This is a genomic window from Pandoraea pnomenusa (assembly GCF_000767615.3).
GTDB classification, from domain to species: domain Bacteria; phylum Pseudomonadota; class Gammaproteobacteria; order Burkholderiales; family Burkholderiaceae; genus Pandoraea; species Pandoraea pnomenusa.
Genome location: NZ_CP009553.3, coordinates 4,538,926 through 4,559,035, shown reverse-complemented (window position 1 = coordinate 4,559,035; position 20,110 = coordinate 4,538,926). Strand labels below are relative to the sequence as shown.

At 63.9% G+C, this 20,110-nt stretch carries 17 protein-coding genes and 1 other RNA gene; 15 read left to right on the top strand and 3 right to left on the bottom strand.

Features of this window, described 5'->3' with window-relative positions:
- The first annotated feature begins 42 nt into the window (after positions 1 to 42).
- The 4 genes from LV28_RS44405 to LV28_RS44390 all read left to right on the top strand — a co-directional run bounded on the left by LV28_RS44405 (position 43) and on the right by LV28_RS44390 (position 6,490).
- Entirely contained in the window at positions 43 to 1,830 is a 1,788-nt protein-coding gene (locus LV28_RS44405) for an acyl-CoA dehydrogenase C-terminal domain-containing protein (protein ID WP_023873135.1), read from the top strand.
- 17 nt (positions 1,831 to 1,847) lie between these two features.
- A complete protein-coding gene (locus LV28_RS44400) occupies positions 1,848 to 4,292 on the top strand; it encodes a 3-hydroxyacyl-CoA dehydrogenase/enoyl-CoA hydratase family protein (RefSeq protein ID WP_115344459.1) in 2,445 nt (814 codons plus the stop codon).
- A gap of 17 nt (positions 4,293 to 4,309) precedes the next feature.
- Positions 4,310 to 5,509 carry an acetyl-CoA C-acyltransferase gene (locus tag LV28_RS44395; protein ID WP_038619815.1) on the top strand — a complete coding sequence of 400 codons (1,200 nt, stop codon included), beginning with the start codon at positions 4,310 to 4,312 and terminating at the stop codon, positions 5,507 to 5,509.
- A gap of 213 nt (positions 5,510 to 5,722) precedes the next feature.
- On the top strand, positions 5,723 to 6,490 hold the full coding sequence (locus LV28_RS44390; RefSeq protein ID WP_025249810.1) for an enoyl-CoA hydratase: 768 nt from the start codon (positions 5,723 to 5,725) through the stop codon (positions 6,488 to 6,490).
- Between the two features lie 132 nt (positions 6,491 to 6,622).
- Here LV28_RS44390 and LV28_RS44385 read toward each other — a convergent pair whose 3' ends face one another.
- A complete protein-coding gene (locus tag LV28_RS44385) occupies positions 6,623 to 7,042 on the bottom strand; it encodes an acyl-CoA thioesterase (RefSeq protein ID WP_023597512.1) in 420 nt (139 codons plus the stop codon).
- A gap of 131 nt (positions 7,043 to 7,173) precedes the next feature.
- On the opposite strand from LV28_RS44385, the gene LV28_RS44380 reads away from it, so the two are divergent.
- The 7 genes from LV28_RS44380 (at position 7,174) to LV28_RS44350 (ending at position 14,962) form a co-directional block, all read left to right on the top strand.
- Positions 7,174 to 9,078 carry an ABCB family ABC transporter ATP-binding protein/permease gene (locus LV28_RS44380; RefSeq protein ID WP_038619820.1) on the top strand — a complete coding sequence of 635 codons (1,905 nt, stop codon included), beginning with the start codon at positions 7,174 to 7,176 and terminating at the stop codon, positions 9,076 to 9,078.
- Positions 9,079 to 9,218: 140 nt separating this feature from the next.
- Positions 9,219 to 10,175 (top strand): LysR family transcriptional regulator, encoded by a 957-nt coding sequence (locus tag LV28_RS44375; RefSeq protein WP_038619823.1) that lies wholly within the window; start codon positions 9,219 to 9,221, stop codon positions 10,173 to 10,175.
- Positions 10,176 to 10,340: 165 nt separating this feature from the next.
- A complete protein-coding gene (locus LV28_RS44370) occupies positions 10,341 to 11,627 on the top strand; it encodes a Glu/Leu/Phe/Val family dehydrogenase (protein WP_023873140.1) in 1,287 nt (428 codons plus the stop codon).
- A gap of 165 nt (positions 11,628 to 11,792) precedes the next feature.
- Positions 11,793 to 12,701, top strand: a complete 909-nt coding sequence (locus LV28_RS44365; protein ID WP_023597508.1) for a glutamate/aspartate ABC transporter substrate-binding protein — start codon at positions 11,793 to 11,795, stop codon at positions 12,699 to 12,701.
- 118 nt (positions 12,702 to 12,819) lie between these two features.
- Positions 12,820 to 13,560: an amino acid ABC transporter permease gene (locus LV28_RS44360; protein WP_023597507.1), complete on the top strand. Its 741-nt coding sequence runs from the start codon at positions 12,820 to 12,822 to the stop codon at positions 13,558 to 13,560.
- Positions 13,560 to 14,240 carry a glutamate/aspartate ABC transporter permease GltK gene (gene gltK, locus LV28_RS44355; RefSeq protein WP_023597506.1) on the top strand — a complete coding sequence of 227 codons (681 nt, stop codon included), beginning with the start codon at positions 13,560 to 13,562 and terminating at the stop codon, positions 14,238 to 14,240. The genes LV28_RS44360 and gltK overlap by 1 nt, the downstream gene beginning before the upstream one ends.
- Complete coding sequence (locus LV28_RS44350; RefSeq protein WP_023597505.1) at positions 14,237 to 14,962, top strand: amino acid ABC transporter ATP-binding protein; 726 nt, start codon at positions 14,237 to 14,239, stop codon at positions 14,960 to 14,962. Before gltK ends, LV28_RS44350 begins: the two co-directional genes overlap by 4 nt.
- Before the next feature lie 111 nt (positions 14,963 to 15,073).
- Here LV28_RS44350 and LV28_RS44345 read toward each other — a convergent pair whose 3' ends face one another.
- Entirely contained in the window at positions 15,074 to 15,904 is an 831-nt protein-coding gene (locus LV28_RS44345; RefSeq protein WP_023597504.1) for a class II glutamine amidotransferase, read from the bottom strand.
- A 202-nt stretch (positions 15,905 to 16,106) separates the two neighbouring features.
- On the opposite strand from LV28_RS44345, the gene pyrC reads away from it, so the two are divergent.
- The 3 genes from pyrC (at position 16,107) to rnpB (ending at position 18,546) form a co-directional block, all read left to right on the top strand.
- The gene (gene pyrC, locus LV28_RS44340; protein WP_023597503.1) at positions 16,107 to 17,144 is read left to right on the top strand and encodes a dihydroorotase; all 1,038 of its coding nucleotides are present in this window, start codon (positions 16,107 to 16,109) and stop codon (positions 17,142 to 17,144) included.
- Complete coding sequence (locus tag LV28_RS44335) at positions 17,144 to 17,980, top strand: DUF3025 domain-containing protein (RefSeq protein WP_052408624.1); 837 nt, start codon at positions 17,144 to 17,146, stop codon at positions 17,978 to 17,980. The genes pyrC and LV28_RS44335 overlap by 1 nt, the downstream gene beginning before the upstream one ends.
- Positions 17,981 to 18,136: 156 nt before the next feature.
- Positions 18,137 to 18,546, top strand: an RNA gene (gene rnpB / locus LV28_RS44330) — RNase P RNA component class A.
- 70 nt (positions 18,547 to 18,616) lie between these two features.
- Here the strand turns inward: rnpB and LV28_RS44325 are convergent.
- Positions 18,617 to 19,039 (bottom strand): OsmC family protein, encoded by a 423-nt coding sequence (locus LV28_RS44325; protein WP_023873144.1) that lies wholly within the window; start codon positions 19,037 to 19,039, stop codon positions 18,617 to 18,619.
- 640 nt (positions 19,040 to 19,679) lie between these two features.
- Here LV28_RS44325 and rplM point away from each other — a divergent pair.
- A complete protein-coding gene (gene rplM / locus LV28_RS44320; RefSeq protein ID WP_023873145.1) occupies positions 19,680 to 20,108 on the top strand; it encodes a 50S ribosomal protein L13 in 429 nt (142 codons plus the stop codon).
- Positions 20,109 to 20,110 lie beyond the last annotated feature (2 nt).

Genomic DNA, 20,110 nt, shown 5'->3' with positions numbered 1-20,110 from the left:
AGCCGTCCGCGATTCGAGTCGATTTGTTCGGAGGAGTAGGTCATGGGACAGTACAACGCGCCGCTGCGCGACATGCAATTCGTTCTGCACGAACTGCTGGGCGTGGAAAACGAATTGAAGGCAATGCCGAAGCACGCGGACATCGATGCAGACACCATCAATCAGGTGCTCGAGGAAGCCGGCAAGTTCTGTAGCGAAGTGGTCTTCCCCCTGAACCAGGTGGGCGATCGCGAAGGGTGCAAGTACGAAGGCGACGGCGTGGTCACCACGCCGACCGGCTTCAAGCAGGCCTACCAACAGTACGTCGAGGCCGGCTGGCCCGCGCTGGCGTGCGATCCCGAATTCGGCGGCCAGGGGCTGCCGCAGGTCGTGAACAACGCCCTGTACGAAATGCTCAACTCCGCCAACCAGGCCTGGACGATGTATCCGGGGCTGTCGCATGGCGCCTACGAATGCCTGCATGCGCACGGCACCCCCGAACAACAGGCCACCTATCTGCCGAAGATCGTGTCGGGCGAGTGGACCGGCACGATGTGCCTGACCGAGCCGCACTGCGGCACCGATCTCGGCATGCTGCGCACGAAGGCAGAGCCGAACGGCGACGGTTCGTACGCCATCTCGGGCACCAAGATCTTCATCTCGGCGGGCGAGCACGACATGGCCGCCAACATCGTCCACCTCGTGCTGGCGCGCCTGCCTGATGCACCTCCGGGCACCAAGGGCATTTCGCTGTTCGTCGTGCCGAAGTTCATCCCTGACGCCCACGGCGCTCCGGGCGAGCGCAACGGCATCAAGTGCGGATCCATCGAACACAAGATGGGCATTCACGGCAATGCGACCTGCGTGATGAACCTCGACGGCGCCAGGGGCTGGCTCGTGGGCGAACCGAACAAGGGCCTGAACGCCATGTTCGTGATGATGAACGCCGCGCGCCAAGGCGTGGGCATGCAAGGCCTCGGCCTGACCGAAGTTGCCTACCAGAACTCGCTCGTGTACGCGAAAGAGCGCATCCAGATGCGCTCGCTCACCGGCCCGAAGGCGCCGGACAAGCCGGCCGACCCGATCATCGTGCATCCGGACGTGCGTCGTATGCTGCTCACGCAGAAGGCCTACGTCGAGGGCGGTCGCGCCTTCTCGTACTGGACGGCACTGCACATCGACAAGGAACTCTCGCACGGCGACGAAGCCGAGCGCAAGGAAGCTGCCGACCTGGTCGCATTGCTCACGCCGATCATCAAGGCATTTCTCACGGACAACGCCTTCGAGTGCACGAACCACGCTCTGCAGATCTACGGCGGGCACGGCTTCATTTCCGAGTGGGGCATGGAGCAGTACGTGCGCGACGCGCGTATCAACATGATCTATGAGGGCACCAATTCGATTCAGGCCCTCGACCTGCTCGGTCGCAAGGTCCTCGGCGACATGGGCGCCAAGCTCAAGAAGTTCGGCAAGCTCGTGCAGGATTTCGTCGAAGCCGAAGGCACGAAGGAAGAGATGCAGGAGTTCGTCAATCCGCTCGCGGACATCGGCGACAAGGTGCAGAAGCTGACGATGGAAATCGGCATGAAGGCGATGGCCAATCCGGATGAAGTCGGCGCCGCTTCGGTGCCGTACCAGCGCGTGGTCGGTCATCTCGTGTTCGCGTACTTCTGGGCGCGCATGGCGCGCATTGCGCTGGACAAGCAAGGCAGCGGCGACAAGTTTTACGCATCGAAGCTCGCCACCGCGCGTTTCTACTTCGCCAAGCTGCTGCCCGAGACCGCGTCGCAAATCCGCATGGCCCGTGCCGGCGCGAAGACGCTGATGGACATCGACGTCGACCTGTTCTGAGAGCGGAGGAGATCACCGTGAGTCAAACCAACAAACCCCTGGTCGTGCGCAAGGTCGCCGTGCTCGGCGCCGGCGTGATGGGCGCGCAGATTGCCGCTCACCTCGTCAACGCGAAAGTGCCCGTCGTGCTGTTCGACCTGCCAGCCAAGGAAGGCCCGAAGAACGGCATCGTCACGCGTGCCATCGACGGCCTGAAGAAGCTGAGCCCGGCGCCGTTCGCCGACAAGGCGGACGCGCAGTACATCGAGGTCGCCAACTATGAGGACGATCTCGAGAAGCTGGCGAGCTGCGACGTGGTGATCGAGGCGATCGCCGAGCGCATGGACTGGAAGCACGATCTGTACAAGAAGGTCGCGCCGCACCTGGCCAAGCACGCCATTTTCGCGTCGAACACGTCGGGCCTGTCGATCACCGAACTCTCGGAAGGCTTCGACGCCGATCTGAAGGCGCGCTTCTGTGGCGTGCACTTCTTCAATCCGCCGCGCTACATGCATCTGGTCGAGCTGATCCCGACCGCCACGACCGAGCCCGCGATCCTCGACCAGCTCGAAACGTTCCTCACGTCCACGCTCGGCAAGGGTGTGGTGCGCGCGAAGGACACGCCGAACTTCATCGCCAACCGCGTGGGCGTGTTTTCGATTCTCGCGGTGTTCGCCGAAGCCCAGAAGTACGGCATCGCCTTCGACGTCGTCGACGATCTCACGGGCAGCAAGCTCGGCCGGGCCAAGTCCGCCACGTTCCGCACGGCCGACGTGGTCGGTCTGGACACCATGGCGCACGTCATCAAGACGATGCAGGACGGCCTCAAGGACGACCCGTTCGCGCCGGTGTACGCCACGCCGCCGGTGCTCAAGGCGCTGGTGGACAAGGGCGCGCTGGGCCAGAAGTCCGGCGCCGGCTTCTACCGGAAGGAGGGCAAGGCCATCAAGGTGCTCGACCCGCAGTCGGGCGAGTACGTGGAGTCGGGCAAGAAGGCCGACGAGATGGTCGTGCGCATTCTGAAGAAGGCGCCTGCCGAACGCTTGCGCCTGTTGCGCGAATCGACCCATCCGCAGGCGCAATTCCTGTGGGCGGTGTTCCGCGACGTGTTCCACTACATCGGCGTGTATCTCGAGCAGATCGCCGATAACGCTCGCGACGTGGACTTCGCGATTCGCTGGGGCTTCGGCTGGACCACCGGTCCGTTCGAGGACTGGCAGGCCGCCGGGTGGAAGGACATCGCGCAGTGGGTGCAGGAAGATATCGACGCGGGCAAGGCCCTGTCGAGCGCGCCGCTGCCCAAGTGGGTCACGAGCGGCAAGGTGGCCGACGCCGGTGGTGTCCATACGGCAGAGGGTTCGTACAACCCGGCCAAGGACGCCTTCGTGCCGCGCAGCACGCTGCCGGTGTATCAGCGCCAGGTATTCCCGGCCTCGCTCGTGGGCGACGCCAGCGCCGATCCGCGCAAGTTCGGCAGGACCATCGAGGAGAACGACGCGGTGCGTCTGTGGGTCGACGAGACGCCGGGCCAGGACGATGTGCTCATCGTCTCGTTCAAGACCAAGATGAACACGATCGGGCCGGCCGTCATCGACGGTCTGACCCGCGCAATCGATCTCGCCGAGCAGCAGTATCGCGGTGTCGTCGTGTGGCAGCCCACGTCGCTCAAGCTCGGCGCGCCGGGCGGTCCGTTCTCCGCCGGCGCCGATCTGGAGGCCGCCATGCCGGCGTTCATGATGGGCGGCGCGAAGGGCATCGAGCCTTTCATCAAGAAATTCCAGGACGGCATGATGCGCGTGAAGTATGCGCAGGTGCCGGTCGTCTCGGCCGTCTCGGGCATTGCGCTGGGTGGCGGCTGCGAACTGCTGCTCCACAGCGCCCGGCGCGTGGCGGCGCTAGAGAGCTACATCGGGCTGGTCGAAGTCGGCGTGGGTCTCGTGCCCGGCGGCGGCGGTCTGAAGGAAGCGGCGATTCGCGCGGCCGAGGCCGCCACTGCCGCGGGCAGCGTGCAGTACCTGCAGTTCTTGACCAAGTCGTTCACCAACGCGGCCATGGCGAAAGTCTCGGCCTCGGCGCTCGACGCGCGCGACATGGGCTACCTGAAGCCGTCGGACACGATCGTCTACAACGTGCACGAACTGCTCTCGGTTGCCCGCAACGAAGCGCGTGCGCTCGCGATCTCCGGCTACCGTCCGCCGCTCAAGCCGGCGGGCATTCCGGTTGCCGGCCGCTCGGGCATCTCGACGATCAAGGCCTCGCTCGTGAACATGCGCGACGGCAACTTCATCTCGGCGCACGACTTCCTGATTGCCTCACGCATTGCCGAGGCCGTGTGCGGCGGCGACGTGGAAGCCGGCAGCCTCGTGAACGAAGAATGGCTGCTCGCACTCGAGCGTCGCGCCTTCATCGAACTGCTGGGCACGTCGAAGACCCAGGAACGCATCATGGGCATGCTGCAAACCGGCAAGCCGGTGCGCAACTAAGCCGATCGGAGACTGACATGAGCAAACAACTGCAAGACGCCTATATCGTTGCCGCCACGCGCGCGCCGATCGGCAAGGCGCCCAAGGGCAGCTACAAGAACACCCGTCCGGACGACCTGCTCGCGACCATCCTCAAGAGCACGCTCGCCCAGGTGCCGGATCTCGATCCGAAGGTGATCGAGGACGCCATCATCGGCTGTGCGATTCCCGAAGCCCAGCAGGGGCTGAACGTGGCGCGTATCGGTGCGCTGCTCTCCGGGCTGCCGAACACGGTAGGCGGTGTGACCGTCAACCGTTTTTGCGCCTCGGGCCTGACGGCGCTGGCCATGGCCGCCGACCGTATCCGCGTGGGCGAGGCCGACGCCATGATCGCCGGGGGCATCGAGAGCATGAGCATGGTGCCGATGATGGGCAATACGCCGTCGCTCTCCCCGTCGATTTTCGAGCGCGACGAGAACGTGGGCATCGCCTACGGCATGGGGCTCACGGCGGAGAAGGTCGCGCAGCAGTGGGGCGTGACGCGCGACGCGCAGGACGCCTTCGCGCTGGCGTCGCACCAGAAGGCCATCAAGGCCCAGCAGGCCGGCGAATTTACCCAGGAAATCACCCCGATCGAGATCGTCGAGCGCTTCCCGAACCTCGCGACAGGCGAAGTGGCGGTCAAGACGCGCACGCTCTCGCTCGACGAGGGACCACGCCCGGACACGTCGCTCGAAGGCCTCGCCAAGCTGCGCCCGGTGTTCGCCAACAAGGGCTCGGTCACGGCCGGCAACAGCTCGCAGACGTCGGACGGCGCCGGTGCGCTGCTTGTCGTGAGCGAGACGGTGCTCAAGCAGTTTAACCTCACTCCGCTCGCGCGTTTCGTCTCGTTCGCCGTGCGCGGCGTGCCGCCAGAGATCATGGGCATCGGCCCGAAGGAAGCGATTCCCGCGGCGCTGCGTGCCGCCGGCCTGTCTCAGCAGGACATGGACTGGATCGAACTCAACGAAGCGTTTGCCGCGCAGGCGCTGGCCGTCATCAAGGATCTGGATCTGGATACGAGCAAGGTCAATCCGATGGGCGGCGCCATCGCGCTGGGGCACCCGCTGGGCGCCACCGGTGCGATTCGCGCCGCGACCGTGGTGCATGCGCTGCGTCGTCACAACCTGAAGTACGGCATGGTGACGATGTGCGTGGGCACGGGTATGGGCGCCGCAGGGATTCTCGAGCGCATGTAATCGGGTGGGCCGCCGCTCGCGCGCGGCGAGTCCGTCGCAGGTGATCGCAAGGTCGCCGGCAAGACGCCTCGCCGGATCGACGTCGGCTCGTGGCGCCGGGGTGCGGGTTCGCGGGAGCGCGGCCGCACCCCGGCGTTTTTGACGACGGCGGGGCAGGGGACGATGCCCCCGGTGCTCCGGCCCGGGCGCTTGCAACGCAAGGAGACAGACGAGATGGAAGACGTATTGGTGCAGCGTCAGGGCGCCGTGCAGGTGCTGAGCTTCAATCGCGCTCACAAGAAGAACGCGATCACGGCCGCGATGTACGCCCAACTGGCCGAGGGCATCCTGGCGGCGGAAGCCGATCCGACATTGCGCGTGATCCTCATCCAGGGGCACCCCGAAGCCTTCTCGGCGGGCAACGATCTCGAGGACTTCCTGAAGCATCCCCCGACGGACGGCGACGCCCCTGTCTTTCGGTTCCTGTACGCCATCAGCGAGGCCACCAAGCCGATCGTCGCCGCCGTGTCGGGCAACGCCGTGGGCGTGGGCACGACGATGCTTCTGCACTGCGACGTGGTCTACGCGGCCGAGACGGCGCGGTTTTCGTTGCCGTTTTCGCAACTGGCGCTGTGTCCGGAAGCGGCGTCGAGCTGGTTGCTGCCGCGCGTGGCGGGTTATCAGCGCGCCGCGGAGAAATTGCTCTTCGGCGAGCCGTTCGACGTGAACGAGGCCGTGGCGATGGGCTTCGTCAATCGTGTCGTGCCTGTGGCGGAGCTCTCGGAATACGCGGCCAGACGCGCCGCGCAGCTGGCCGCCATGCCGGCGGGGTCGCTGCGTGTAACCAAGCAACTGATGAAGGGCGACAGCGCGCGCAACGTCAGGGAGCGCATCGGCGAAGAAGCCCTGGAGTTCGGCAAGCGCCTGGTGTCGCCGGAAGCCCGCGAAGCCTTCACCGCGTTCTTCGAGAAGCGCAAACCGGATTTCACGCAGTTTTCGTAAGGCACGCATTGCCGGGGCGCCCGCCCGGCAATGTGCGAACGCCGCACGTCCCGTTGCCCGGGGCGTGCGGCGTTTCTTTTTGGGGGCGGCGGCGACCGCCGGCCGCCGGAGGCCCGCGATGTGGCGTGACGCTCAGCTCGCTGCGTCGAGCTTCGGCAACTGTCGGGGACGGCGGTCTTCGTCGGTTGCCACGTACGTGACCATCGCCTCGGTGACTTTCACGATCTCGTGCGACAGGCGCATGCGCTGTGCGTAGGCCTCGACGTAGACGGTGATCGATGTGTTGCCTGTCTTCACGATGGTGGCGTAAAAGCTGAGGAGGTCGCCCACGAACACGGGTTCCTTGAACAGGAACGAGTTGACGGCAATCGTCGCGACGCGGCCATTGGCCCGCTGGGCGGCAGGGATCGACCCGGCGATGTCGACCTGCGACATGATCCAGCCGCCGAACACATCGCCATGGGCGTTTGCGTCGGCGGGCATCGGCATGACGCGCAGGGCCAGTTCTTTTTCGTCGGGCAGGGCCGTGAGGGCGGGGGTCGGGGTACTCATGAGATTCCTTGCGTGAGCCGGTGAGGCTGCCCGGCGTCGGCTCAGCATGAGACGCCGGGTTCTGCGAAAATACGTCATCAACGATTCTAGCGGAAAGCCCTCGCGCGAGCCGGACGCCGCCCCACGCCATCATGAGACGTTTCACTCCGGCCGAGCCCGCGCCGGCGGCTGCCAATGCGCCCCGGTCGCCGCGCGGCGACTGGCAGGTGATCAAATCGCTGTTGCCCTACCTGCTCGAGTTCCGTGGACGGGTCACCCTGGCCCTGTCGTGCCTGATCCTGGCCAAGGTGGCGAACCTCGGCGTGCCGATCATCATGAAGCACATCGTCGACGCGCTCGGCCCGGTGGCCACGCTGTCGAGCACCGCGCGCGCCGCGAACGATCCCAGTCTCATCGTGGTGGGCGGGCTTGGACTGCTCGTGGTCGCTTACGGCCTGGTACGCCTGTCCACGTCGCTTTTCACCGAACTTCGGGAAATCCTGTTCTCCAAGGTCACGGAAAGCGCCGTGCGGCAGATCGCGCTCAGGGTGTTTCGTCATCTTCACGCGTTGTCGTTGCGCTTTCACCTGGAGCGTCAGACGGGCGGCATGAGCCGCGACATCGAGCGGGGGACGCGCGGCATCCAGTCGATGATCTCGTATTCGCTCTACAGCATTCTGCCCACGCTCATCGAGGTGGCGCTCGTGCTCGGGTTCTTTGTCGTGCGCTACGACGCGTTCTACGCCATCGTCACGCTCGTCGCGCTCGCCTGCTACATCGTCTTCACGGTGAAGGTGACGGAGTGGCGTACGCACTTTCGCCGCACGATGAACGAGCTCGACTCGAAAGCCAATGCGCGCGCGATCGACTCGCTCATCAACTACGAGACGGTGAAGTATTTCGGCAACGAGGCGTTCGAGACGCAGCGCTACGACGAGAACCTCCGGCGCTACCGCGCGGCGGCGATCCGGTCGCAGAATTCGCTCTCGGTGCTGAACTTCGGTCAGCAGGTGATCATCGCTACCGGGTTGATCCTGATCCTCTGGCATGCCACGCGCGGCGTGATGAACGGCACGATGACGCTCGGCGACCTGGTGCTCGTCAACACGTTCATGCTGCAGCTCTACATTCCGCTGAATTTCCTCGGCGTGATCTACCGGGAACTCAAGCAGGCGATGACGGACATGGATCGCATGTTCACGCTGCTCGACGTCAATCGCGAAGTGGCCGATCCGCCCGGCGCCCAACCGCTCGTGTGCCAGGGCGGTCTGGTGCGTTTCGAGCACGTGAATTTCGGCTATGAAGCGTCGCGCCAGATTCTTCACGACGTGGACTTCAGCATCGCGGCGGGCACGACCACCGCAGTCGTCGGCCATAGCGGCTCGGGCAAATCGACGCTCTCGCGCCTGCTGTTCCGCTTCTACGACGTCGGCTTTGCGGGCGCGTCGGCCGGACGCATCACCATCGACGGCCAGGACATTCGCGAAGTCACGCAGGATTCGCTGCGCGCGGCGATCGGCATCGTGCCGCAGGACACGGTGCTGTTCAACGACACCATTTACTACAACATCGCGTACGGCAATCCGTCCGCATCGCGCGAGCAGGTGATCGCGGCCGCGCGCGCCGCGCACATTCACGATTTCATTGAAAGCCTGCCCGCCGGTTACGAGTCGATGGTCGGCGAGCGCGGCCTGAAGCTCTCCGGCGGGGAAAAGCAGCGCGTGGCGATCGCGCGGACCATCCTCAAGAATCCGCACATCCTGATTTTCGACGAGGCGACGTCGGCGCTGGACTCACGCTCCGAGCAGGCGATCCAGTCCGAGCTGCGCAATATCGCGCGCTCGCGCACCACGCTCGTGATCGCCCACCGACTCTCGACAGTCGTGCACGCCGCGCAAATCATCGTGCTCGACAAGGGACGCATCGTGGAGCGCGGCACGCACGACGAACTGCTGCGCGCCGAGGGCCTCTACGCGCAAATGTGGGCGTTGCAGCAGCAACGGCGCGGTGACGAGGGGGATGCCGAGGCGTCTCACTTCGCTACGGTCGTGTCGTAGGTCGACTCGCTCGGGGCGGATGTCGTTGCCGGGCGGAGGCGGGGGGACGCAGGGGGCGCGGCCGCCCACGCCCGGCCCTGTGCGCCAGGCGAACGATTGAGTAGACTAGCGCGCTGGGATGGCAGCCGCGGGAGCGCCGCATGGAAATCAAATGGCTCGAGGACTTCGTGTCGCTCGCCAAGACGAACAGTTTCAGCCGTTCGGCCGAGTTGCGTCACGTGACGCAGCCGGCGTTTTCGCGTCGCATCCAGTCGCTCGAAGCGTGGCTCGGCAGCGAACTGATCGACCGTTCGAGCTATCCCACGCGGCTCACCCCCGCCGGCGAAGTCTTCTACGAGCAGGCGCTGGCGTTGCTCTCCCAGGCACAGGAGGCGCGGGCGCTGCTGCGTGAGCAGCGCTCCGCCGATCACTCGGTGCTCGATTTCGCCGTGCCGCACACGCTGTCGATGACATTCTTCCCGCGTTGGCTCAAGACGCTGGAAAAGCGGCTCGGCCTGCTGCGCAGCCGCTTGCGCGCCCTCAATGTCCACGATGCGGCCATGTCGCTCACCGACGGTGGCTGCGATCTCCTGATGTGCTACTACCATCCGAGCCAGCCGCTGCAACTCGACGCGGCGCGCTACGAGATGATCGTGCTGGGCAGCGAGCGCTTCAGCCCCTACAGCGCGCCCACGCCGCAAAAGCGCGCCCGCTTCAGGCTGCCCGGCACGCGCGAGGTGCAGGTGCCCTACCTGGCCTACACGTCGAACGCCTATCTCGGGCGCATGGCCGATCTGCTGGCGGGCGACACGTCGAGCGGGCTGCATCTGGACAAGGTCTACGAGACGGACATGGCCGAAGCGCTCAAGGCGATGGTGCTCGCGGGGCACGGCGTGGCGTTTCTGCCGGAGAGCGCCGTGGTCGACTCCGTGGCGCGCGGCGAACTCATCGATCTCGCGCCGCCGGGCAAGGCGGCCGCCCCGTGGCACCTGGACATGGAAATCCGGCTTTACCGCGACCGGCTCGCCCATGCGGATGCCGGCAACCGTCGCGAGCGGGCCAAGCGTGATGCCGTCGAGGCGTTCTGGCAGGCGGTGCGCGATCAGTGCAAGGGGTAGACGTCACCGCCCGGCCGGGTGGATGACAAAACTATGCACGATTTGCATAGATGCATGTTTATTCGGCATTGGATTGTTCTCTGCGGTTCTTTGTAAAGTGCGAGCCATTCGTGTCGCAAGCACGGTATGTGCGTGCGGCGCCGATTGAAGCCGGAGAATCCAAAGATGTCTCAAACGTCACATGCCTTGCCCTCTTACCTCGACGCCGAGCACCTCGGTCCGTGGGGTAACTATCTCCAACAGGTCGATCGCGTCACGCCCTATCTGGGCACGCTCTCGCGCTGGGTCGAAACCCTCAAGCGCCCGAAGCGGATTCTGATCGTCGACTGCCCGATCGAACTCGACAACGGCACCATCGCCCATTTCGAGGGCTATCGTGTCCAGCACAACACGTCGCGCGGCCCCGGCAAGGGCGGTGTGCGTTTCCACCAGGACGTGACCCTGTCCGAAGTCATGGCCCTGTCGGCCTGGATGTCGGTCAAGAACGCCGCGGTGAACGTGCCGTACGGCGGCGCCAAGGGGGGTATCCGCGTCGATCCGCGCAAGCTCTCGCGTGGCGAGCTGGAGCGCCTCACGCGCCGTTACACCAGCGAGATCAACATCATCATCGGGCCGACGAAGGACATTCCGGCGCCGGACGTCAACACGAATGAGCAGATCATGGCGTGGATGATGGACACCTACTCGATGAACGAGGGTTCCACCGCCACCGGCGTGGTGACCGGCAAGCCGATCTCGCTGGGCGGCTCGCTCGGCCGTCGCGAAGCGACCGGCCGCGGCGTGTTCGTGGTGAGCTGCGAAGCGGCCCGCCGCCTGGGCATGGACGTGCGCGGCGCGCGCGTGATCGTGCAGGGCTTCGGCAACGTGGGCGGAATCGCCGCGCGTCTGTTCCATGAGGCCGGCGCGCATGTCATCGGCGTGCAGGATCATACCGGCACCATTTTCAAGTCCGACGGCCTCGATGTGCCGAACCTGCTCAAGCACGTGGCCGAGACCGGCGGCGTGGGCGGTTTCCCGGCAGCCGAGACGATCCAGGACGACGAATTCTGGTCGCTGGACTGCGAATTCCTGGTCCCGGCAGCCCTGGAAAACCAGATCACCGAGAAGAACGCCGACAAGATCCGCGCCAAGGTCGTGGTCGAGGGCGCCAACGGTCCGACGACGACCGCCGCCGACGACATCCTGCGCAGCAAGAACATCCTCGTGGTGCCCGACGTGGTGGCCAACGCCGGTGGCGTGACCGTCTCGTATTTCGAATGGGTGCAGGATTTCTCGAGCTTCTTCTGGACCGAGGAAGAGATCAATCACCGCCTGGAGCGCATCATGCGTGAAGCCTTCGACGGCGTGTGGCACGTGGCGCAGGAGCACAAGGTGTCGCTGCGCACGGCGGCCTTCATCGTCGCGTGTACCCGCATTCTGCAAGCCCGTGAGATGCGCGGTCTGTACCCCTGATCAGGCAGTGCCGCCCAACTAAGTAGTAATACGCATTAATGCGTAAAAACCGAATGTTCGGGGCGAATTGCGTCAAAAAAGACGTGCGTTCCGGACATTCGGGAATAATAAAATGGGCAAAGGCAGTGCTAAAATGCATTCGTTTTGTGCCAAGGAGACCAAGGAATGACCCTCTCGAAAATTGCATTGGCGATGTGCTGTGTGGGCCTGATGGCGGGCGCCGCCCAAGCTCAGGAAAGCGGTACCCTCAAGAAAATCAAGGACACGGGCATCATCTCGCTGGGAAACCGCGAGTCGTCCATTCCGTTCTCGTTCTATGACAACCAGCACAATGTCGTGGGCTATGCCAACGACGTGGCGATGGCCATCGTGGCCGAAGTCAAGAAGGACCTGAAGCTGGCGAAGCTGGACGTCAAGCAGACCCCGATCACGTCGCAGAACCGCATTCCGCTGGTTCAGAACGGCACGATCGATCTCGAGTGCGGTTCGACCACGAACAACGCCGAGCGCCAGAAGCAGGCCGCGTTCTCGAACACGTTCTTCATCATCGGCACGCGCCTGCTGACGAAGAACAGCTCGGGCGTGAAGGATTTCGCCGACCTCAAGGGCAAGAACGTCGTGACCACGGCGGGCACGACCTCCGAGCGTCTGCTGCGCGAGATGAACCAGAAAGACAACATGGGCATGAACATCATCAGCGCGAAGGACCACGGCGAAGCGGCGATCACGCTGCATTCGGGCCGTGCCGTCGCGTTCATGATGGATGACGCCCTGCTCGCGGGCGAGCGCGCCAAGTTCAAGGACGCCAAGGACTACAGCATCGTCGGCAAGCCGCAATCGTACGAAGCCTACGGCTGCATGATGCGCAAGGACGACCCGGCCTTCAAGAAGGTGGTGGACAAGGCTGTCGCCGACTACCAGAAGTCGGGCCAGGCCCAGAAGGACTACGCCAAGTGGTTCCAGAAGCCGATCCCGGCGCTCAACGGCGTGAACATGGACTTCCCGCCGTCGGCCGAGATGGCCGCCCTGTGGAAGGCGCCGAACGACAATGCTGACGTTCAGGGCGCCAAGTAAGCCGGACCAGCCAGGTCGTTCGCTGAACGTTCACAGCGCTGCATCTGCGTAATGCTGAAGCGGAAGGAGTCAATCCTTCCGCTTCTTTTTAAGCAAGACAAGTAGAAGAGGGGAGATCATGGCTCTCGGTCTCGATTTCAGTTTTTTCTTCCAGCCGGTGGCGACCGGTGAGGACACCACCTACTTCGGGTGGCTGCTCTCGGGCCTCAAGCTCACGCTCGAGGTGGGCCTCGGCGGCTGGATCATCGCGCTCATCGTCGGCTCCGTGCTCGGCGTCATGCGCACCATCCCAAACAAATGGATTTCCGGCTTCGCGACGGCATACGTCGAGTTGTTCCGTAACATCCCGCTGCTGGTGCAGTTGTTCTTCTGGTATTACGTCGCGCCTGACTTCCTGCCGGAAGGGGTTCGCCAGTGGCTGTTCTCGCTCAATCCGGCGAATGTCTCGCTGCTCACCGGTGTGATCGGCCTGGGCCTGTTCACGGCCGCCCGCGTGTGCGAGCAGGTGCGCTCCGGTATCAATTCGCTGCCCAAGGGCCAGAAGAACGCCGGGCTGGCCATGGGCCTCACGCTGCCGCAGACGTATCGCTTCGTGCTGCTGCCGGTGGCCTTTCGCGTGGTGATCCCGCCGATCACTTCGGAATTCGTCAACATCTTCAAGAACTCGGCCGTGATCTCCACGGTGAACCTGCTCGAACTGACCGGTCAGGGCAAGCAGCTCATCGACTACACGGCACATAGCTACGAATCGTTCATCGCCGTGACGATCGCGTACATGATCATCAATATCGCGGTGCTGGTGCTCATGCGCTTCATCGAAGCCAAGACCCGCCTGCCGGGCTACATCGGGGGCAAATAATGGGTGAGATCTTTGCATGGGGCGGCGCCATCGACGCAGCGCCGCTGCTCATCAAGGGCATGGTCACGACGTTGCAGATCACGGTGCTTGCCGTGATCGTCGGCATCGTCTGGGGCACCCTGCTCGCGATGATGCGCCTGTCGGGCGTGACCGTTCTGAAGTGGTTCGCGGACCTGTACGTGAACGTGTTCCGCTCGATCCCGCTGCTGATGGTGCTGCTGTGGTTCTTCCTGATCGTGCCGCAGGTGCTGCGTTCGCTGCTCGACGTGCCGCCGACGTGGGACATCCGCATGGTCTCCGCCCTGGTCGCCTTCTCGTTGTTCGAGGCGGCGTATTATTCGGAAATCATCCGCGCGGGTATCCAGAGCGTGTCGCGCGGCCAGATGTCCGCCGCGTTCGCGCTGGGGATGTCGTACTGGCAGGCAATGGGCCTCGTGGTGCTGCCGCAGGCGTTTCGCAACATGGTGCCGCTGCTGCTCACGCAGGGCATCATCCTGTTCCAGGACACCTCGCTCGTGTACGCGATCGCCTTGGCCGACTTCTTCGGCATGGCGTATCAGGTGGGTCAGCGCGACGGTACGCTGCCTGCCATGATTGTGTTTGCCGGAGCGGTCTACTTTGTGATCTGCTTCACGGTTTCGATGTTGGTTAAACGTCTTCAAAAGAGGTTGGCGAAATGATTACCCTGAAAAACGTCTCCAAGTGGTACGGCCAGTTCCAGGTGCTCACGGACTGCTCCACTGAAGTCAAGAAGGGTGAAGTCGTGGTGGTGTGCGGCCCGTCGGGTTCGGGCAAGTCCACGCTCATCAAGACCGTCAACGGTCTGGAGCCGATCCAGCAAGGCGAGATCATCGTCGACGGCACCTCGGTGGCAGACCCCAAGACGAACCTGGCCAAGCTTCGCTCGCGCGTCGGCATGGTGTTCCAGCACTTCGAACTGTTCCCGCATCTGTCGATCACGGAAAACCTGACGCTCGCGCAGGTCAAGGTGCTCGGCCGCAGCAAGGAAGCCGCTCGCGACAAGGGCCTCAAGCTGCTCGAGCGTGTGGGCCTGAAGGCGCATGCGCACAAGTTCCCGGGCCAGCTCTCGGGCGGCCAGCAGCAGCGCGTGGCCATCGCCCGTGCGCTGTGCATGGACCCGATCGCCATGCTGTTCGACGAGCCGACCTCGGCGCTCGACCCGGAAATGATCAACGAAGTGCTCGACGTGATGGTCGAACTGGCTCAGGAAGGCATGACCATGATGGTGGTCACGCACGAAATGGGCTTCGCCAAGAAGGTTGCGAACCGCGTGATCTTCATGGACCAGGGCATCATCGTCGAAGACGACAAGAAGGATGAGTTCTTCGCGAATCCGAAGTCGGACCGCGCCAAGGACTTCCTGGCCAAGATCCTGCACTGATCGCCGCCGTCGCAAAGGAAAAAGCGTGTCTTCGGGCACGCTTTTTTATGCGCGCGGCAGAGGTGAGGTTTGCGGGCCCGCGAAAGCCGTCCAGGGCGGCGAGCGCCCCGGTTACAGGCAGGCCGTGTTCTGCGCGTTGCGCAGCCGCACGGCTTCCGGAATCGGCACGATCGTGCGAAGCGTGGGCGCGCCCTTCTCGAAGAGAATCAGTTCGCCGGGCTCGAAAGTGGTCCAGACCTCGTTGTCGGTGAGCGGCGCCGTGGCGATCACGGCCACGCGGTCGGCCGGCGTGGTGAACTTGGCGAAATCGATTTCCCAGTCGGCGTCGATCAGGTGCGCCTTGGTGAACGGCCACTGACGCGCGATGAAGTGCAGGCGCGTGGAGCAGTGGGCGATCAGGGCCTGGCCGTTCGAGAGCACGAAGTTGAACACGCCGTGGCGCGTGATCGTGCGGGCAATGTCCTCCACGGCATGGAACAGCTCGTCGAGCGGTGGCTGCGAACCGGGGAAACGCTTGCGCAATCCCTGCATGATGTCGCAAAAGGCGCGCTCGCTGTCGGTCGTGCCGACCGGCTGGTAGACGCCGGAGAGGAACGGGTCGTAGTCGTGCAGGTCGCCGTTGTGGGCGAAGATCCAGTGCCGTCCCCAGAGTTCGCGCTGGAACGGGTGGCAGTTCTCCAGCTCAACGACCCCTTGCGTGGCTTTGCGAATGTGCGCGATGACGTTCTTGGACTTGATCGGATACTTCTTCACCAACTCGGCAATGGGCGAGTTGGCCGCCGCCAGGTGATCGATGAACAGGCGGCACGCCTTGTCCTCGAAAAATGCAATGCCCCACCCGTCGGCGTGGCTGTCGGTGCCCCCGCCACGTGCCGCGAAACCGGTAAATGAGAACGTGATGTCGGTCGGTTCCGCGCAATTCATCGCGAGAAGTTGGCACATGGTACGGGGAAATCGATGATTGGCTTCGCACGTCGTGTCGGAGCGCCGCAGCCGTTACAATATGGGGTTGCACAAGCATAGCACCGGCCCTTGTGCACGTACATTCCCGCCCATCGGGTCCGTCGCGCCGACGCGTCACCACGCGAGCCCGGTCGCGCCGTCCGCCGCGGCGAGGAGCCTTCCCAGCCCCCGGAAAACGTCCATGACCACCGAACTGACTATCACTCGTCCCGATGACTGGCACCTGCATGTGCGCGATGGCGCCGTGCTCAAGAGCGTGCTGCCCGACAGCGCCCGCCAGTTCGGCCGCGCGATCATCATGCCGAACCTCAAGCCGCCGGTCACCACGCTGGAGCTTGCCTCGGCGTATCGGGAACGCATTCTGGCGGCGCGTCCGGCCGGCAATACGTTCGAGCCGCTCATGACGCTGTACCTGACCGACAACACGCCGGCCGAAGAGATTCGTCGCGCCAAGGCGTCGGGGTTGGTGCATGGCGTGAAGCTCTACCCCGCGGGCGCAACGACGAATTCGGATGCCGGCGTGACCGATCTGGCCAAATGCCGCGGCGCCCTGGAAGCCATGCAGGAAGTCGGCATGCCGTTGCTGGTTCACGGTGAAGTCACGAGCGCCGACATCGATATCTTCGATCGTGAAAAGGTGTTCATCGACAAGGTGATGTCGCCGCTGCGCCGCGATTTCCCGGGCCTCAAGGTCGTGTTCGAGCACATCACCACGAAGGACGCCGCCGATTACGTCGCCAGTGCCGAAGGTCCGATCGCCGCCACCATCACCGCGCATCACCTGCTATACAACCGCAACGCGATCTTTACCGGCGGGATTCGTCCGCATTACTACTGCCTGCCCGTACTCAAGCGGGAAACGCACCGCGAAGCGCTCGTGAAGGCGGCAACGTCGGGCAGCGCACGCTTCTTCCTGGGCACCGACAGTGCGCCGCACGCGCGTGGCGTGAAGGAGGCCGCCTGCGGTTGCGCCGGGTGCTACACGGCGCTGCATGCGGTGGAGCTTTACGCCGAAGCGTTCGACAAGGCGGGCGCACTCGACAAGCTCGAGGGTTTCGCCAGCTTGCACGGCCCGGACTTCTACGAACTGCCGCGTAACGCCGACAAGATCACGCTCGTGCGTGAGGACTGGGAACTGCCGGCAGAACTGCCGATGGGCGACGCGACGGTGGTGCCGTTGCGCGGCGGCGAGACCATCGGCTGGAAGCTCAAGGGGTGATGTCAGGCGCCACGGCATCGGTGGGCGCGTCGATGCCGGTCGCGGGGTTGCCGGAGATCGACTGGCGGCAACCCTGGTTCGAGTCCGTGGCGCAGCGTGCATACGATGCGCTGGCGCGCGGGGATTGGCGTGAAGCGGTCTCGTCGCAGGCCGCCGCCGCCGGACTGGTGAGCGGACACGGGCGCGCGCTGCGGTTCGTCGCGCAGGAGAACTTGCCGACGGACATCGCGTACGAGGCGTTCATTGCCGCCACCGGGGGCGTGCCAACGCGTCGGAATCTGCACGATTTCTTCAATGCATTGATCTGGCTGACCTACCCGAAGGGCAAGGCGGCGCTCAACGGTCGTCAGGCCGCCGCCATCGCGCGCGACGGGGTGAGGGCTGTCCGGGGCGCCACGCGCGACGCCGCCACGCTTTTCGACGAGAATGCCGTGCTCTTCGCCTGTAGCGATCCGGCACTGGCCGCCGCCTTGCGCGGGTTCGACTGGCAAACGCTGTTCGTCGCGCGTCGCGCCGACTGGGGGCGTGCCTGCGAGGTCCAGCCGTTCGGTCATGCGCTGCTGGAAAAGCTCGTCACGCCCTATAAATCGGTCACGGCGCATGCGTGGATCGTGAACGTCCCGGCCGCCTATTTCGCGTGGGCGCCGGGTGCGCGCAGGGCGTGGCTCGACACCCGGATCGCACCGGTGCTCGCCGACGTGCCGCTGTCGACCCGCGACTTCGCGCCGCTGCCCGTCCTGGGCATTCCGGGCTGGTGGCCGGAGAACGAGGCGCCGGATTTCTATCGCGATACCGTCGTGTTCCGTCCGGGACGGCGACCGAAGGCGTCTGCCTGAGGTCCGGGGCCGCCCGGTATCGTGCCTGGCACTTTTCCTCACATCCAGGTCCCAAAGGGACGGCATGCGCAACGCCGCCGGGCCGCGCGTCCGCAAGCGGTTCCCGATGGTCCGCCCGGGCAGTCGCGCGGGCATGCGTGATACACTTCGCCCCGCAGAGTCGGCCAGACAATCGCCGCCTCCCTTCGGGAGGGGGAGGAAAGTCCGGACTCCACAGGGCAGGGTGATGGCTAACGGCCATCCGTCGCGAGACGCGGAACAGGGCAACAGAGAACAGACCGCCGATGGCCCCTGACGAAAGTCAGGTGGATCAGGTAAGGGTGAAACGGTGCGGTAAGAGCGCACCGCGGCGTGCGGCAACGCACACGGCACGGTAACCTCCACCCGGAGCAATTCCAAATAGGCAGGTGAGCGGCATGCGCCTCGTGCGTGTGCCGGCAACGGGGCCCCCGGGAGCCTGCGGGTAGGAAGCTTGAGCGGCGCAGTGATGCGTCGCCTAGAGGAATGATTGTCAGGCGCGGCGCGAGTCGCGTTCACAGAATCCGGCTTATCGGCCGGCTCTGCATCCGAACCAAATGCAAAAGGCTCCCGAGGGAGCCTTTTGTCTTTCCGAAGATCGGCGTTTGCTCAGGCGATTCAGCCTTCGACGATCTCGACGCTGTGCGTGAGCTCCGCCGTCTTGGCCAGCATGATCGACGCCGAGCAATACTTGTCGTGCGAGAGCGTCACGGCACGCTCCACCGTTGCCGGATTCAGATTGCGGCCGGTTACCGTGAAGTGGAAGTGAATCTTGGTGAACACCTTCGGATCTTCGCTGGCGCGCTCGGCCTTGAGCGTGACGCTGCAACCCTTCACTTCGGCACGACTCTTCTTCAGGATCAGAACCACGTCATACGCGGTGCATCCCCCGGTGCCCACGAGCAGCATCTCCATCGGGCGCGCCGCAAGATTGTGGCCGCCGCCCTCCGGTGCGCCGTCCATCGCGACAATGTGCCCGCTGCCCGTCTGCGCAACAAAGGCCATGCCGTCCTGGCCCATCCAGCTCACCTTGCATTCCATCATTCGAAACCCCGATATCTCATTCAAGCTGAAAATTGTAGCGGCTTCCGCCGACGCGCGTACGACGCCGCTCGCGCCCCTGAAATGCCAACCTTCGCGTCCCGGGATGCTGCGTCGCAATATTGGCGCTTTTTTGATCGGCTTTTCAGGGGGATAAACCCTAAATTTAGAAGCTTGGTGCTACGCAGGACGGTGAGGTGAAAGGCGAGAATTGGTGTAAATAATTGATTTTAATGGAAATTATGTAATCCTTCGGCCGTGCCTCTCTTTTCACATTATGGTGTTTGATTTCGCACTATAAATTTTCTTGCGTTGCACCATCGCCTTTGCTACACTTCAGTCATTGGTTGTTGTGCTTCACAGCAATCCTGCAAGTGTCTCCTCCACCCTCCTCCTTTGGTGGATTTAACCCGGACCCATTGAGGTTCGGGTTTTTTTTTGTGCGCCCGGAAACGCCGTTTACCGGGGAGTGGATTTTTCTGTATAATCAACGGCTTTTCCGGAAATGCCCACGGAAAAAGCATCAGGGAGAGCCTGCAAGCACAGGACTGCGCCATGCGACTCGATTCGCCAGGACGCGGCCGGCAGACAAGCAGGAAGTTGGTGTTAATGGGGCAAACGCATTTTATTTGGATCGATCATGAAGACGTTTTCCGCTAAGCCGGCAGAGGTGACGCGCGAATGGTTTGTGATTGACGCGACGGACAAAGTCCTCGGCCGTGTCGCCAGCGAAGTGGCACGCCGTCTGCGCGGCAAGCACAAACCTGAATTTACGCCGCACGTTGATACTGGTGACTACATCATCATCGTCAATGCTGCCAAGCTGAAAGTTACGGGCGCGAAGCAAACTGACAAGAAGTACTACCGTCACTCGGGTTACCCGGGCGGTATTTACGAAACCACGTTCGGCAAGATGCAAGAGCGTTTCCCGGGCCGTGCGCTCGAGAAGGCCGTGAAGGGCATGCTGCCGAAGGGTCCGCTGGGCTATGCGATGATCAAGAAGCTGAAGGTGTACGCCGACGGCAATCATCCGCACGAAGCGCAGCAACCGAAGTCGCTCGAGATCTAAGG

Bases quoted from the DNA above. Each gene is read 5' to 3' on its own strand.
- pyrC (WP_023597503.1), top strand. From the start codon at position 16,107: ATGACCACCGAACTGACTATCACTCGTCCCGATGACTGGCACCTGCAT.
- LV28_RS44350 (WP_023597505.1), top strand. From the start codon at position 14,237: ATGATTACCCTGAAAAACGTCTCCAAGTGGTACGGCCAGTTCCAGGTG.
- LV28_RS44405 (WP_023873135.1), top strand. From the start codon at position 43: ATGGGACAGTACAACGCGCCGCTGCGCGACATGCAATTCGTTCTGCAC.
- LV28_RS44335 (WP_052408624.1), top strand. From the start codon at position 17,144: ATGTCAGGCGCCACGGCATCGGTGGGCGCGTCGATGCCGGTCGCGGGG.
- LV28_RS44390 (WP_025249810.1), top strand. From the start codon at position 5,723: ATGGAAGACGTATTGGTGCAGCGTCAGGGCGCCGTGCAGGTGCTGAGC.
- LV28_RS44380 (WP_038619820.1), top strand. From the start codon at position 7,174: ATGAGACGTTTCACTCCGGCCGAGCCCGCGCCGGCGGCTGCCAATGCG.
- LV28_RS44370 (WP_023873140.1), top strand. From the start codon at position 10,341: ATGTCTCAAACGTCACATGCCTTGCCCTCTTACCTCGACGCCGAGCAC.
- gltK (WP_023597506.1), top strand. From the start codon at position 13,560: ATGGGTGAGATCTTTGCATGGGGCGGCGCCATCGACGCAGCGCCGCTG.
- LV28_RS44375 (WP_038619823.1), top strand. From the start codon at position 9,219: ATGGAAATCAAATGGCTCGAGGACTTCGTGTCGCTCGCCAAGACGAAC.
- LV28_RS44360 (WP_023597507.1), top strand. From the start codon at position 12,820: ATGGCTCTCGGTCTCGATTTCAGTTTTTTCTTCCAGCCGGTGGCGACC.
- LV28_RS44365 (WP_023597508.1), top strand. From the start codon at position 11,793: ATGACCCTCTCGAAAATTGCATTGGCGATGTGCTGTGTGGGCCTGATG.
- LV28_RS44345 (WP_023597504.1), bottom strand. From the start codon at position 15,904: ATGTGCCAACTTCTCGCGATGAATTGCGCGGAACCGACCGACATCACG.
- rplM (WP_023873145.1), top strand. From the start codon at position 19,680: ATGAAGACGTTTTCCGCTAAGCCGGCAGAGGTGACGCGCGAATGGTTT.
- LV28_RS44395 (WP_038619815.1), top strand. From the start codon at position 4,310: ATGAGCAAACAACTGCAAGACGCCTATATCGTTGCCGCCACGCGCGCG.
- LV28_RS44325 (WP_023873144.1), bottom strand. From the start codon at position 19,039: ATGGAATGCAAGGTGAGCTGGATGGGCCAGGACGGCATGGCCTTTGTT.
- LV28_RS44385 (WP_023597512.1), bottom strand. From the start codon at position 7,042: ATGAGTACCCCGACCCCCGCCCTCACGGCCCTGCCCGACGAAAAAGAA.